This window comes from Erwinia sp. E602 (assembly GCF_018141005.1).
Classification (GTDB): Bacteria; Pseudomonadota; Gammaproteobacteria; order Enterobacterales; family Enterobacteriaceae; genus Erwinia.
This window is the reverse complement of the sequence record NZ_CP046582.1, coordinates 1,116,190-1,130,556: the sequence shown is the minus strand read 5'-3', so window position 1 is coordinate 1,130,556 and position 14,367 is coordinate 1,116,190. Positions and strand designations below refer to the sequence as shown.

15 protein-coding genes are annotated in these 14,367 nt (G+C 58.0%); 5 read left to right on the top strand and 10 right to left on the bottom strand.

All coding sequences use genetic code 11. The annotated features are described in order from the left end of the window. Positions 1 to 4: 4 nt before the first annotated feature. The 9 genes from GKQ23_RS06540 to GKQ23_RS06500 form a co-directional block, all read right to left on the bottom strand. Positions 5 to 439, bottom strand: a complete 435-nt coding sequence (locus GKQ23_RS06540) for a hypothetical protein (protein WP_056238627.1) — start codon at positions 437 to 439, stop codon at positions 5 to 7. Beyond that, entirely contained in the window at positions 439 to 1,437 is a 999-nt protein-coding gene (locus GKQ23_RS06535; RefSeq protein WP_212410078.1) for a hypothetical protein, read from the bottom strand. The genes GKQ23_RS06540 and GKQ23_RS06535 overlap by 1 nt, the downstream gene beginning before the upstream one ends. 4 nt (positions 1,438 to 1,441) lie before the next feature. After that, positions 1,442 to 1,711, bottom strand: coding sequence for a hypothetical protein (locus GKQ23_RS06530; protein WP_056238621.1), 270 nt, complete (start codon positions 1,709 to 1,711; stop codon positions 1,442 to 1,444). After that, entirely contained in the window at positions 1,711 to 1,959 is a 249-nt protein-coding gene (locus GKQ23_RS06525; RefSeq protein WP_101506302.1) for a hypothetical protein, read from the bottom strand. The genes GKQ23_RS06530 and GKQ23_RS06525 overlap by 1 nt, the downstream gene beginning before the upstream one ends. A gap of 13 nt (positions 1,960 to 1,972) precedes the next feature. Continuing rightward, positions 1,973 to 4,768: an FtsK/SpoIIIE domain-containing protein gene (locus GKQ23_RS06520; RefSeq protein WP_212410077.1), complete on the bottom strand. Its 2,796-nt coding sequence runs from the start codon at positions 4,766 to 4,768 to the stop codon at positions 1,973 to 1,975. Between the two features lie 13 nt (positions 4,769 to 4,781). Continuing rightward, complete coding sequence (locus tag GKQ23_RS06515) at positions 4,782 to 5,126, bottom strand: hypothetical protein (RefSeq protein ID WP_056238610.1); 345 nt, start codon at positions 5,124 to 5,126, stop codon at positions 4,782 to 4,784. 560 nt (positions 5,127 to 5,686) lie between these two features. Then, complete coding sequence (locus tag GKQ23_RS06510) at positions 5,687 to 6,361, bottom strand: DUF1028 domain-containing protein (RefSeq protein ID WP_212410076.1); 675 nt, start codon at positions 6,359 to 6,361, stop codon at positions 5,687 to 5,689. Beyond that, positions 6,361 to 6,798: a RidA family protein gene (locus GKQ23_RS06505; RefSeq protein ID WP_056238603.1), complete on the bottom strand. Its 438-nt coding sequence runs from the start codon at positions 6,796 to 6,798 to the stop codon at positions 6,361 to 6,363. The genes GKQ23_RS06510 and GKQ23_RS06505 overlap by 1 nt, the downstream gene beginning before the upstream one ends. 73 nt (positions 6,799 to 6,871) lie before the next feature. Further along, positions 6,872 to 8,125 carry an NAD(P)/FAD-dependent oxidoreductase gene (locus GKQ23_RS06500; protein WP_212410075.1) on the bottom strand — a complete coding sequence of 418 codons (1,254 nt, stop codon included), beginning with the start codon at positions 8,123 to 8,125 and terminating at the stop codon, positions 6,872 to 6,874. Between the two features lie 260 nt (positions 8,126 to 8,385). Between GKQ23_RS06500 and GKQ23_RS06495 the strand changes: the two genes are divergently transcribed. From GKQ23_RS06495 to speG, 5 genes are all read left to right on the top strand, one after another. Beyond that, positions 8,386 to 9,438: a linear amide C-N hydrolase gene (locus tag GKQ23_RS06495; RefSeq protein WP_212410074.1), complete on the top strand. Its 1,053-nt coding sequence runs from the start codon at positions 8,386 to 8,388 to the stop codon at positions 9,436 to 9,438. 328 nt (positions 9,439 to 9,766) lie between these two features. Beyond that, positions 9,767 to 10,795, top strand: a complete 1,029-nt coding sequence (locus tag GKQ23_RS06490; RefSeq protein WP_212410073.1) for a hypothetical protein — start codon at positions 9,767 to 9,769, stop codon at positions 10,793 to 10,795. 2 nt (positions 10,796 to 10,797) lie between these two features. After that, positions 10,798 to 11,817: a DUF4056 domain-containing protein gene (locus GKQ23_RS06485; protein WP_212410072.1), complete on the top strand. Its 1,020-nt coding sequence runs from the start codon at positions 10,798 to 10,800 to the stop codon at positions 11,815 to 11,817. A gap of 258 nt (positions 11,818 to 12,075) precedes the next feature. Further along, on the top strand, positions 12,076 to 12,942 hold the full coding sequence (locus tag GKQ23_RS06480; protein WP_056238586.1) for a nucleoside-specific channel-forming protein Tsx: 867 nt from the start codon (positions 12,076 to 12,078) through the stop codon (positions 12,940 to 12,942). Positions 12,943 to 13,050: 108 nt separating this feature from the next. Next, on the top strand, positions 13,051 to 13,617 hold the full coding sequence (speG, locus tag GKQ23_RS06475) for a spermidine N1-acetyltransferase (RefSeq protein WP_212410071.1): 567 nt from the start codon (positions 13,051 to 13,053) through the stop codon (positions 13,615 to 13,617). Positions 13,618 to 13,759: 142 nt separating this feature from the next. On the opposite strand, the gene GKQ23_RS06470 is transcribed toward speG, so the two are convergent. After that, entirely contained in the window at positions 13,760 to 14,182 is a 423-nt protein-coding gene (locus GKQ23_RS06470; RefSeq protein WP_056238579.1) for a hypothetical protein, read from the bottom strand. Positions 14,183 to 14,367 lie beyond the last annotated feature (185 nt).

The following is a 14,367-nucleotide window of genomic DNA, read 5'->3' as shown; positions in this document are numbered from 1 at the left end:
CGGCTTAAACCGGCGGCGTACCCAGCGAGGCGATCAGCTGTTCGGCGTCAGCGGCGCTGTACTCCGCGTTGTGCATCGCCATCGCGGCGCGGTCGGCGTAGTCGCTGGCGCGCTGCTGCAGCATCAGCGATTCCCCGGTCACCTCCTCCAGCGAGCTCATCGTCGATCGCGCCTGGCGCAGATGATCCTCACCCAGACCGATCGCCTGCTGTGCGGCGTGCAGGTTAAGACGTGCACGTTTGAGGATCTCCACCGCCTCGTAGGAGATCTCATTCAGCCCCGGCTGATGCGCTTTCTGAAAATCCAGCGAGCGGCTGTCGCTCCAGCGGCGCAGCAGCTCGCGGGATTCATCGTGGTACTGGTTCACCTGGTGCGAGAACAGCATCGTGTGCTCCTCCACCAGGTTGTAGATCGACTGGATCTGCAGGGATGCGTCCATTACAGGCCCTCTTTACTGTTGATCTGTCGCAGCGCTTCAAAGGCATCGCTCAGCTCTTCGCGCGCGCGCCACTGGCGGCTCTGGTACTCCTCAAGCGAACCCTCAAAGGCGTAGTGCCCCTGCAGCGCATCGGCCACCTCATCTTCTGCCTGCGTGGTGTGCTGGCTGGCGGTCTGGTGCTGGGCGCTCATCTGTTCCGCCAGCCGGCTGCCGTGCTGCGCCTGCTGCCAGGCTTCATCAGCCCACTGCAGCGCTTCCCGCGCGCTGTGGCTGGCCTGGCTGGCGCGATCCCGCGCCTGATCGGCGTGATGCAGCGCCTGTTCGGTTTTACTGACGCCCTCTTCGCAGCCACGGTGCCTGTTGAGGGCATCGTTCAGCCGCGCGATGGCATCCTGCAGCAGCGCCTTACAGTGGTTCAGCCGCTGCAGTGCGCTGTCGACGTTGCGCATTGCGCTGTTCATCCGCGAGGCTTCCGAGCTGCAGTTCGGCTGGATGCGTTCGCCCTTCGAGTTGGTGGTATACGAGCTGGTGCAGCGGTTATACGAACTGCGGGCGAAGTTCAGCTCATCTTCGGCGCTGCTGTACTGATGCTGTGCGCTGGCCACCTGGCTTTCGGCATGGATTTTCGCCGCCCGGCACTGGCTCACCAGCTGGACGGCCCGTTCCAGCGCCGCCCGCCACTCCGCGCTGGCACGCTGGCAGCGCTGAAACACGCTGGCCGCGTGGCGATGGGTCTGTGCCGCGCGTTCGTCGGTGCTGTTGGCCAGCTCCCGCACCGCATGGCTTTTCTCCTGCACCTCGTGCAGGTGCTGCGTGGCATCGTCGATCTGACTGCTGACCAGCGATACCCCCTCTTTGAAATCGGCCACCACGTTATCAGCGCGGCGGAAGTGGCCCTTGTTCTCCTGCTGCACCACGTTGAAGTTGCGGCTCCAGTCCAGCAGCTCCTGTTCGATCTGGTCGATCAGAAACTGGGCTTCACGCGGGGTCTGTGTCATTCCGTTAACCTTCTGATTGGGATTGTGCGGTCAGCTGTTCGAGCATGGCGTCCAGCCGCGGCAGAATAAGATGCAGGCGCTGCGCCTGCTGCTCAAAGCGCCGGGTAGCGCGCTGAAACTGCTGGTTGAACGCCTCTGCACCCTCGCCCTGATACGCCTGGCGCAGGCGGTGCCACGCGGCGATCAGGTTCTCGCGGCGGTGCTCCACCTCCTGCAGGCGGCGGGCGATGTCGTCACGATAGTCGCGCAGCCGTTCGGTCTGCTGCGCGCTCATCAGACGTTCCCCCGCAGATAGCTGGCGATCTGCCGCAGCTTCACGGCTAAGTGATCGTCCAGCGCCGGCGCGTCAGTTTTCAGGTACGCATCGTTCTCGGCGATGCACTCCTCAAGTAACACGGCGGTGGCGTGATGCTGTTCATCGCGCCACAGCTCACCCAGCAGCGCATAGCCCTCCTGCAGGCTTTTCTGCTGGCCGGCCAGCGCCTGGTGGAACGCCTCCAGCTCGCGCTGGAGGTTTCTCATCAGTGGATAGCTCTCATTCAGCAACAACGGGCACCCCGGCAAAGGATTTGTCCAGCATCTGCTGCAGCAGCTCGCGGGTCTGCTCGCGACCGATATCGTGGTCGAAGGCGTAGCTGCTGAACAGGTTACGGGCGCGCTCGCCCTTGACCAGGTCAACGTACATCGCCGCCAGCGGATGCTCGGTCATCTCTTCGATCTGCGTGGCCGCCAGCGAGGCGAACAGCGTCATTGAGTCGTCGGCGCTGAGCTGCTGCACCACGCGATGGATAAAGTCGCGGCCGTCGCGGGACGGATTCATAAAGCTCTGCAGCGCCGGTACCGACTCAGCGGAGACGATCACGTGGCGTGAGCGGTCGCTGCCACGGCGGACCAGGTCGCGCCAGGTGGCCCACAGGCCGCTTTCCGGTGCACCATACGGGTCGTAACCGTCAACCAGCGCGTTGATGCGGTCCGGCTCGCAGACCACCAGCAGCCCCTGGCGGGTGTGCGCGGCGTCGGCAAAACCGGTCAATGCCGCTTCGGCACCGTCGGCATCGGCGATAGTGACGTTTGCACCCAGCCCCTGCAGATACTCAGCAGCCGTGCGCACGATGCCGCCGCCCGGCAGATACGGATCCAGCGCGTCAATCACCGTCAGGTCAATCTCCTGCGGGTTTACGGTGGCAGGCAGGCCGATAATCATATTGGCCAGCATCGCCGCACGCAGCTCGGTGCGCGCACCGACCATCAGCAGGTTCTGGCCGCGGCCGCGGCGCAGAGTGCAGAGCGCGTGGGAACGCACGTCGAAGTTGCGCCCCAGCCACAGGCCGATCGGCCTGCCGGAAGGCGTCCACATCCGCTCCTCAAAACCGCCGTCGCGCAGCGGCGTGGCGGCAATACGCTGCAACTCGTCGATGGACGGCGGCGCGCTCTGATGCTTCATCACAAAGGCGTTATCGGCCAGCGTGCTGGCCATGGTGCCATCCAGCATAATTGGCCGTGACGCCTGCGGGCCGGCGTGGGCAACAATGCTATCGATCACCGCTTCCAGCGTCGGCTGGGTCTCATCTGCACCCTGATAGTCATCACGACGTGCCAGGCGAGCGACCGCACCACGGTGGTTATCGCCATCGCGACCGGACTGGGCGTTAATGACCAGCTCACCGGAGGCGGCCAGGTCGCGGATCAGGCGTTTACCCTCGGCGCCAAAGGCGGAGATGGTCTGAATATAGTCCTGTGCCAGCGACAGCGAGGCGCGCAGGTGGATTTCGTTAAAGTTACTGCTGCGCATCCCCTCCACGTCAAAGCGCTGGGCGCAGAGCAGCAGGTGGGTACCCGCCGCGCGCCCCATGCGCAGGATCGGGCCAAGTTCGTCCATGCCCGCCTGCGGGTCGCCCTCAAACACCAGCTGATATTCGTCGATAATCATCAGCATACGCGGCAGCACCTTGCCGGTTTTGCTGCGGTACGCGGCGAGGTTGTTGACGTTCTCATCCTTGAACAGCTCATAGCGGCGCTTCATCTCGGCGTGGAAGTCGGCGAGGATTTTGCGCGCGATCGCCGGACGGGTGCGTAGCGACACCACTTCCGCGTGCGGCAGTTGGTTGTAGAGTTTAAACTCCACGCCGTGCTTGGCGTCCAGCAGGTAGAGCTTCAGCTCATCCGGCGAGTAACGGCTGGTCAGGCCGGAGATAATCACGTGCAGCAGATGCGATTTACCGGAGCCGACCTGGCCGGCGATCACGCCGTGCGCCACTTCACCGGATGCGTGATGCTTACCAAACAGAATATTCAGCCGCTCGCCGACCGGCGTTTCAATACGTTCGGCCGAGCTGGCCGTCATCATCTCGTCTGCACTGGCCAGCGCGTTAAAACTGTTACTGCTCTGCTGGCGGTTGCTGGCGCCGGCCTGGTCGAGCAACTTCTCAATCTGCTGGTGGCTGGCGAATTCCGGGATCAGCAGCCCGCTCTCTTCACGACAGTCAATCACCACCGCATTCTCAAACGCTTTCATATCGAAATCACGCGGCAGCGGCGAGGAAGTGTTGTACTCCAGCACCAGATGACGGCCGGCGCGGGGTCCGGAGACGCCGATACGGGTCAGCAGTTCCAGCGCGCGCGGCTCACGCTCGTAGGCCGACGGGAAGTCGACCACCGCGACGATCTCAAAGGATTCACCGGAGCGGCTCTCTTTTGGCAGGTCAAGGAAACGGCCTGCACCGCCAACCACCCGCTGGTTAATGCGCTGGATATCCTGGGTGATGGTGGTCAGCGTCTCGCCGAGGGTGTTACCGGCCTTGCGCGTGCGCGGCAGGCTGGCCTCAAACGGGAAGGTGGCACCGAGCCCTTTCGGGTCAAACAGGGTAAAGGTCGAGCTGCCTGGCAGCAGCGCGGCGGTGCGCAGTACGATATCACGCTGCACCGCGCGCGAACGCTCAAGGCTGTTGTTGTCGGTCAGCAGGATCACCGCGCCTTCCGCCCGCAGCAGCGGCTGGTAAATCACCCGGAAGGCGTGTTTACCGTCAGGCTTGCGGACTGCCACCTGCCCGTAGAGGTAATACTCCAGCGGCGTCGGATCGTTATCCGCCTTAAACAGGTCCCAGAATTCGCTTCCCCATGGCGCGCACAGCGGCAGCGGGATCTGGTCATAAAGCGCTCTGACCCGCGCCTCTTCGGCGGCGAATTGCTGTTCCAGCGCAGGCGCCAGCAGTGGAACCGCGCTCTGCAGATAGCCCACCTGTTGACGGATTTTCCCTTCCAGTGCATCAATTGACTGGCGAGTTTTAGCAAGTTCCGCGCGCAGCGCCACGGAGCCGGATGTTGAGTTCATCGACTTTTCCCAATCAGAAGACAAGATAGAGTCCCCACAGCACAATGACGCCAAAGATAATCAGCTTGGTTTTTTTCTGGCGTTCGGCTTTCTCGGCCTGCTCCAGTTTTTGCGTCAGCTGATGGTAGTGGTTTTGCTGCTGGCCCAGCTGCTCGCCGAGCTGACCGAGGCTGGCGACCGTTTGCTGCACCTGAGCAAAGTCGAGTTCCTGAACTTCTGGCGGTTTACTGCTGCTGAACTTATTAAAATCTTTTGCAAGCTTTTCAGCAGCGGCGCTGGTGCGTTGGTACTGCTGCTGCGTCGCCAGCACGTCTTTAAAAGACTCGCTAAACTCGGTGACCAGTTGTGATTGTTGCATTGTCAAAATCCCTGTTCTGCAATGAAACGGCATCCCGTTTATCTGTTTAATCAGCGTATTAAAACTGAATTTTTAGCCGGTGATCCGGGCGGGGTGAGGCAGCTACAGGCGCGGTAAGCGCGCAGGGTTATTCCCTGCTATACGGCGGGTTATCGGCCTGTAGCGTTAAAAACCGTTAAATATTGCTAACTGGAGCAACTATCGTCAAGAGATAATTCTTATTATCCGAACAGGCTGGAGCAGGCACACAATCCAGGAAGTGCGATCAACATAAGGGGACAGACAGGGTAACCCGTCGCCAGCCAGATCCCGTTGTGCAGGTATAGCGGGGAGGTTTATCATCTTTCACAGCATTACCATAACCCAGCCGATCATCAGCCCGGGCTTACCCGCTGTACAGTCTGGCGGGACTCACCGTCGGGACACCCCGGCAAAATTACAGCGAATAGAGCGATCCAGTGGCGGTTAGTTTATCAGTGTGATCGCGTTATCCGCTGTTCCGGGTCTGCATCTCACCGCGCAGATCGCTGCGCTAAGCCAGAGCCGTTTCGGCGTTACTGTTACTCACTGCCCGGAACGCCGTAACCCGGTGCCCGGCGCGGATCCAGCGCGCGGGTGATATAGGCCGCCATTTGCGGTTCATAAGCCTGCCAAAGCGCCTCCAGTGCGGCCACCGGATCGGTGTCGCACCAGTCCACCCGCAGATCGACCACCGGCCAGGCGTAGTTATCCACCACGTTGACTGCGGCTGAATGTACCGGCCCGGCCTCGCCACCGGCAGTCAACCCGGCACGCAGGGCGGCAATCAGCCGCGTGGTAAACGCTCCTTTGACCTCAGTGAACGCCGTGGTCATTGCCGCGGTTACTGCCGGGCTGGCCAGCATATTTCCGCCCGCAATACAGTCCTGACCCTCGGCCACGCTGAAGGTGCCGAGCGTGCGATCGCCGCTGAAATGGGCCGTTCGCCCGGCAATGTCAATCACCGTCACCTGGCGGTACTGGCTGAACGCATCTTCTGCCAGCGCCTTGCGCAGCGCCTGCTCCGGTGCCAGGCCGTCTTCCAGGTGGCCCAGCACCCTCTGGCCGAGCACCGGCAGGGTGATATTCTGGCTGGATACCGCGCCCACCCCCGCCAGCAGCCACGGGCAGCGGGCACCCACGGCGATGCTGGATGAACTGATGGCAATGCCCAGCTGCCCGCTGTCCGGGCAGCGGGCCGCAACGGAAAAAGTCATTATGCCCCCTTAGTTGCGGCATCCCGGTCGTCCGGGATCACCGCAATCACGTCAATTTCCATCAGCCACTGCGGCTGCGCCAGCGCAGAGACCACCAGCCCGGTGGAGACTGGAAACACCCCCTTCAGCCATTTGCCCACCTCACGATAGACCGGCTCACGGTAGCGCGGGTCGATGATGTAGGTGGTGGTCTTGACGATATGGGAGAGATCGCTTCCCGCCTCCTCCAGCAGCTGTCTGACATTCTTCATGGCCTGCCCGGCCTGCGCCTGCGGATCGCCGAGGCCAACCAGCTTCCCGTCAAAGTCGGTGCCGACCTGGCCGCGAACATAGACCGTGTTGCCGGCGCGTACCGCCTGGCACAGGTCGTTATCCAGCGTCTGATTCGGGTAGGTTTCTTTGGTGTTAAACATGCGAATGCGCGTATGCGTTGGCATCTCTTTTTCCTCTTTAGTCCGTTGGTTCGGACAGCTGTTGCTGCCCGCTGTGTGCCCCTGCCGCCCGTCAGAATCAGGGCTGAAACTCGCTGTACCTGCGTTGCGTGGCAATATGATCGGCAATATGCCCTGCGTCATGCCACACGCCCCAGATAAACGACGACCCGCGGCGGGAGAGCCACGGCAGCCCGAGGAAGTAGACGCCCGGCTCGCTGGAGACCCCGCGCTGATGCAGCGGCCTGCCCTGCTGATCAAACGCGTTTACTTTCAGCCAGCTGTAGTCGGTGGCATACCCGGTGGCCCAGATAATGCTGCTGACGCCGGCTTCGGCCAGGTTCAGCGAGGAGAGCGGTGCGCTGACGCACGCGGGCAGCGGCAGAAACTCCCGCGCGGCAGATTCTTCCGGCAGATCGAGCCCGTTGCGGGCGATAAAGGCATCGGCGGCATCCAGCAGTGAAAGATAGTTTTCATCCCCCCGACGAATATTCTCTGCCAGGTCGGGCCGGAAGGTCACCACGCCCTGTTCAAACGCGTGAGTCATACCCACCAGCGTCACGCCCTGCTTCGCCAGCACGCGAAAATCGACGGTGTGCCCGCCGCGGGCGCCGCTCACCGCAATGGTGACGTGCTCTTTACCCGGTTCACTGGTTGTGGCATCCCACAGGCCGAGCACCCCCAGCCACCAGCAAAAATCGCGGTTGCGGTAGGCGCGCGGCGGGCGGTCGTGCGGCCCGACGGAGAGATAAACGGTTTTTCCTGCGCGCTGCAGCTCATCGGCGATTTGCACACCCGATGAACCGGCACCGACCACCAGCACGGCCCCTTCCGGCAGCTGCTGCGGATTGAAATAGTGTGCCGAGTGGATTTGATAAAGCTCAGCGTGCACCGGCGCAATGCGCGGGATCACCGGCACCTGGAAGGGACCGGTGGCGGCAACGATGCGCAGTGCTTCAATCATCCCGTCAGACGTTTTCACAGTGAAACCCGCCCGGCCGGTATTGCGCACAACGCTTTTCACTTCCACCCCGGTACGCAGCGGTACCTTGAATTTGCGTGCGTAGGCTTGCAGATAATCGGCAATCTGATCTTTGGGCACAAAGTCGCCCGGTGCCTGTCCGGAAAACGTCAGACCGGGGAAGCGATCGTGCCAGGCAGGGCCGTTGGCGACCAGAGAGTCCCAGCGCCCGGAACGCCAGGCTTCTGCAATTCGGTTCTTTTCCAGTACGAGGTGGGAAATATCGTGCCGGGTCAGGTGCTCGCTCATGGCGATACCGGCCTGGCCTCCCCCCACCACAAGGGTATCAACGACTGTTTTTTGCCTGGTCATACGGTTGTCCTTCGAAAATATCGGTCAGGGAACCCGTTCGTCGGACTTCAGGTTATTAGAGGGGGAACAGCGGGTAAATTATTATAAAGCTGGCCTCTGAACATAAAAAATATAGGGTGTTTCGCGACAGATTCATGGCTTATTTCCTCTTACCTTCCGGCGGGTAAACGGTGGTGCAAACCAAAGAAGCCGCTTTTAACAAAACAATCAAAACGTTAATCAGTACACTCAATTTCTTCAGAAAGTAAACAGGATGAATAATGAAGAGATTAGCCGTTGTCGCCTTTACCCTCAGCGTAACAACCAGCGCCTGTGCCTGTATCCATTTTCAGATTACTGCGCAGGATAAGACCCTGATTAATGCCCGTTCAATGGAGTTCGCTCTGGACAGCAAAACGGGGCAATCGCTCCCTGCTGATTTTGTCATTGTCAAAAAAGGGACGCCTCTGCCCGCTTCTGCCGGGCGATCAAAACTGGCTTTCGCCGGCATTCAAACGGCTTACGGGATATTAACGGAGGGTATCAATGAGAAGGGGCTGAGCGTAGCGCTGTTGTGGTTCGAAGACAGCCGCTACCCTGCGAATTTACATCAGCAAAACAGCCTGAGTAATACGGCGGTAGCAGGGTGGGCGCTGGGGCAGTTCTCCAGCGCCAAAGACGTTATTGCACAGCTGGGCAAAATGAACGTCTACAGTGCGGAATATGCGGATTATGGCGATGTCTCGCCGACGCACTACGCGATAACCGATAGTTCAGGCGCGAATTACGTTGTCGAGTTTAACAACGGAAAAATGAACGTGCTCGACAACAGCGCCAACCGACTGTTAACGAATGAACCCCGTCTTGAGACGCAATGGCAGAAACTGTCAGACTGGCTTGAGGTGCATCCCGAACAGAAGAGAGGCGGTGGAGCGCCCGGTACGCTGGACTCGTTGCCGGGCGGTTATGGTTCGATGGAAAGGTTTCTCAAAATATCGGTGCTCAAGGGATTATTGCCACCGGCTGAGAACAGCATTGCGGCCATTAATCAGTCGATTAATCTGTTGAACAACGTTGATTACCCTCGTGGTGTGCCTTCTGATACCTACGGTGACGAGGTACTCAGAGAGGAGACCAGCTGGGTTAGCCTGATCGACCTTAAGCGGCTGCGCTATTATTACCGCACGCATGATAATTACAATCTGCGGATGGTCGATCTGAGAAAAGTCGGTTTCGAAAAGGATGTGAAATTCAGCCTGTACGGCCAGGGTGGTCACATTATCAGCGTGACGCCGGGTGCCGGCAACGACGCATTATCCCTGATACCTCAATAGCCTGACGTCGCCATGAGCGTGCTTTTTTACAGTTCCCCCACCCTTACTGGCGACGGACATGATTCATGATCCCCCATTCAGCAGAACCCGCCATGCGCAACATACCGGCATTCAGATAGCGGCATCCTTAATTTAGCAACAAAAAAACCTTCTTAAGAAAATCTTTATTAATCAATTCATATTTTAACCACCCTAAAGCAAAAAAAGCCTTTTTATCGCAATTTAAGCAACTTCATTGATACTTCGCATTTTGTGATGCACAACACTTAAAAACACCCGCTATCCTTCGCTTGGATTTAAATTCAACATATAATCACGGGTAGTGGCAATGAAAAAAACCAAAAGCACATTAAATAATAACAGGCTATTGTTATCATTATTCTTAAGTACCGTTTCGACTGGAGTCATGGCAGACATTCCTAATGCCAGAAGTATTCCTGAAAACGTTGATTATCATCCAACGTCCTCCGTTACTGCTCAGTTACCGCCCGGTAAACCGGTAGAGAAAGCCCCGGACCTGTTCGGGGAAACCACCGGCCCGCTGCCCTTCTTCGGTAAGCAGATCCGCGAGCGGGGGTATGAATTACCCGATCCTTACGGGATTGGCTACAATTATATGGATATGCATCAGAATATTAATGTCAACAGCATTGGCTTTACCGGGCTAAGTATTGAGGGTGAGGCGCTTGACCCTCAATACATCAGGATTGATGCAGTTAAAACCCGACAGAAAAGTAAAAGCCAAATGGCAAGACTGGATACCTGGCTGTTTCCATTCATGAATATCTATGGGGTTGTCGGTCATACCAAAGGATCCTCTGTATCGAAAATAAATGTTGATGCATTCGATCTGGTTAAATTTAACAATCTCGATTTTAAACTCAAATTCAAAGGCACCACATATGGTGGCGGCACGACAATCGCTTATGGCTATCATAACTGGTTTGGTACAGCAGACTTTAATTACACCCGCACTACCTTCGATATTCTTGACGGAAAAATCAACGCCTTTACCTTTACGCCGAGAGTGGGCTACCGTTTTACCGTACCCGGATTTGAAAAATACGCTTTACCCCCTTCACATGCCAGCATATGGGTAGGCACCATGTACCAGGATGTCACCCAGGATTTCCACGGCAATATTAGCGATCTGCAAATGCCTGCCAGCCTGGTCCAGCTGGTGCATTTAGCAAATGCCGATAATAACGGCCGCTTCCACGTCAAACAGCACCTGAAATCCCCGTGGAATATGCTGGTTGGTGCACAGTATGAGCTGACCCGTAACTTCAATATCACCACCGAATTCGGTTTTGCAAAGCGTAACAGTCTGATGGTGGGTGGCGAATTTCGTTTCTGACTATGCCAGGACTTCTTTTATGCGGCCTGCTGCTGCTGCCTCCTCTGGCACAGGCCGTGCTTTTTGACCGACATAACGTTGATGAGCAGCATACCCCGCTCTCCACCCTGTCGTTAAGCGGTTTCGCCAGCTCCACCGGCGCGTCTGGGCTCGGCTATGAGAACAGCACTTTCCTGCAGAACGATCGCTGGCGCTTCTACCTGGAGGGCGTTCTGATGCGTTATCTGCTCTCTCTGCTGGTGCTGCTGTTGTCGGCCTGCCAGGCCCCGCCTTCTCAGTCCCTGCACCTGCCACCGCTGCAACAGTCCGTCGTCAGCGCACAACAGGCCTGGCCCGCCGTTCCGCCGCTGTCGCCCCCGTATGTCCTGCGCCCGTGCTGTGCGTTTGGTTATAACCTGCGCACGCAGCTGCTGAGCATCCCGGTGCCGTTTTACCAGCTGGATAACGTGGTCGACGCCGATAACACCGGCGTGCATCACTACAATAATCAGCCGCTTTACGCGCTGTTAAGCCTTGTCGGGATTAACGGTGAGCACAACGCGCAGATCTATACCCGGCGCGGTGGCTTTATCGATCTGGCGCATCTGCGCGAGACGGCAGACAACACGCTGTGGTTGTTTAGCCAGATCTGGCAGGCGGAAGGTCATCCGCGGCGTATCGCGCTTCATGATGAGCTCGGCGAACGCATTATCGAGCTGCTCGCCTTCGTGCCGCCAGCCAGCGCGACTGAACGCTACAATCTGGCGACCCGGCTGGCTGCGCGCGCCTGCCCGCGCCAAAGATCGCTTACCGCTACCGCGACTTTCCCGCGCTGGCGCAGGCTGCTGAGCAGGCCGACAGGTGGCAGCTGGCACAGTCTGGAGAAGCCTGTCGCTGAGCGTTGTGACACCGGCAACCATAAGAATACGTTATACTTCTTCGTCACCTACCCGGCCGCAGCAGCTTCCCCCTGGCTGCGCTCTTGCCCACCAGCCGCTGTTATTCCTCCAGGCAACCGTTTACCTGGGCAACATATGGCCTGAAATCTGTTTTTCGAAAAAGTTCCCTGCCAGCAAGCTTTATTTGTGATCATGGTCACACTTTAACTGAATTGAAATGAAACACAAATTGACAACTGTGAGCAATCTCTATTTCCTAAGGCACGAATCACGGCACACTGCCGCGGCATAACCCGTTGCCTTAACGGCTTTGCTTAACGCCGCCGTTTAATGACGCGATATAACCTAATCTGACCTGCGCGCTGGCCGCTGAGCCGGGTCCCTGAGCATGTGGTAATAATAATGAAATATAAAATTATGATGGCTGGCGCACTGGCTGCGCTCTCTTACACCAATGTCTCCGTCGCCGATGCCGGCAAAGCAGAGTACGTTTCCGACTGGTGGCATCAGAGCGTGAACGTGGTGGGCAGCTACCACACCCGCTTCGGGCCGCAGCTGAATAATGATGTTTACCTGGAATATGAAGCCTTCGCGCACAAGGACTGGTTTGATTTCTACGGTTACGTTGACGTGCCGAAGTTCTTCGGCGTGGGTAACGGCAACGATAAAGGCGCATGGGACGATGGTTCACCGTTCTTTATGGAGATTGAACCGCGCTTCTCGATCGACAAGCTGACCGGCACCGATCTGAGCTTCGGTCCGTTTAAAGAGTGGTACTTCGCCAACAACTATATCTATGATATGGGCGATAACCGCGCTAACCGTCAGAACACCTGGTATATGGGTCTGGGCACCGATATCGACACCCATTCTGATGTCGGCCTGTCGCTGAACGTTTACGCCAAGCGTCAGTGGGCCAACTACGGTGCCGCTAACGAAAACAGCTGGGACGGCTACCGCTTCAAGGTGAAATATTTTGTGCCGCTGACCTCCCTGTGGGGCGGTAACCTCAGCTACATTGGTTTCACTAACTTCGACTGGGGCTCCGATCTGGGCGACGATGCGGCACCGCTGCGTACCAGCAACTCCATCGCCTCCAGCCACATTCTGTCACTGGGCTACGATCACTGGCACTACTCGTTCGTGGCGCGTTACTTCCATAACGGCGGCCAGTGGAACGACGGCAACGAACTGGACTTTGGTAAAGGTCCTTTCACCGTGAAATCGAACGGCTTTGGTTACTACGTGGTTGTGGGTTACAACTTCTGATCCCCGCCCGGTTAAACCTCCGTTGAACGCGCCCATGGGCGCGTTTTTTTTGTCTGCCCTGAACCTTTATACTGTCGGAGCAATATTGCATCTGTTAATGGAGGTTCCATGTCTGCCAGGCTCACCGATAATCCCGTTAAACTACGGCCGCTGGAACGCGAAGATCTGCGCTTTGTTCACCAGCTGGACAACAACGCCAGCGTGATGCGTTACTGGTTCGAAGAGCCGTATGAGGCCTTTGTCGAACTCTCCGACCTGTACGACAAACATATTCACGATCAGAGCGAACGGCGGTTTGTGGTGGTGTATGAAGGGGTAAACGCCGGGCTGGTCGAGCTGGTGGAGATCGACCACGTTCACCGCCGGGCGGAGTTTCAGATTATCATCGCCCCCAGCCACCAGGGCAAAGGGCTGGCCAGCCGCGCGGCAATACTGGCGATGGACTACGGGTTTTCCGTCCTCAACCTGTATAAGCTCTACCTGATCGTGGACGAAGAGAATGAAAAAGCGGTGCACATCTACCGCAAGCTGGGCTTTGAAACCGAAGGGCGACTGATCCACGAATTCTTTATTAACGGTGAGTATCGCAACTGCATACGTATGTGCCTGTTCCAGCATCAGTATCTGGCGCATAACAAACCACCCGCGGCGATGGTCCAGCCTACCGCGCAGTGACTCCACAGCCCGGTTTCGCCTTACCGGCGGGCAACAGGCGCCGCGCTGGTCTGGCCCGTCCGGGCGGTGGCTGAAGCTTCAGGACGTTGCCCTTAGCTACTCTGGCGGGCAACGTTCATCCGCGTTCATCCGCGCGTCCGGATTAACCGCCGCGTGCCCCCACCGGGTTCATAATAGTATCCAGGCGTTCCGGTTCGATCTTATACATGCCGCCGTAGAACGGATCCACCAGCAGCCAGCCGGGGAAGCCGAGCAGCGGCACGTTGCCCAACAGATACCACAGGTTAGCACTCTCTTTTAACGGCAGGGTTTGCGGCACGTAGCCAGGACGCTCCAGCATCACCAGGTACTTTTTCTTGCCGAAGTAGTTACCGGTGGATTTGGCGAGGGTGACGGTTTTTGGCGTGAAACCCTCCGCTACCGCACGGCCCGTTTCATCCTGCACCACAAATTTCACCCCGGGCGGCTGTGTTTGCAGGGTCACGTCCTGCGTTTCGCTGCCGACAATCGTGGCACAGCCACTTAACATCCACGCTGCTGCCAGCGCTAATCCAAGACGCTTCATCGCTTATCCTGCCGTGATTTTCTGTGCAGACAGTGTAAGCGCGGGGGCGGAAGTTTTCATTGTTTACCCACGCATCTTAAGCCGCTAATACAGCAGCGATCTGCCGCTTGATCCGCGCATTGACCGCGTCAGGCCTCTGCAGGACGAGCCGCCCTGCGGATCGCATTACGCCGGGCACCGGGCGA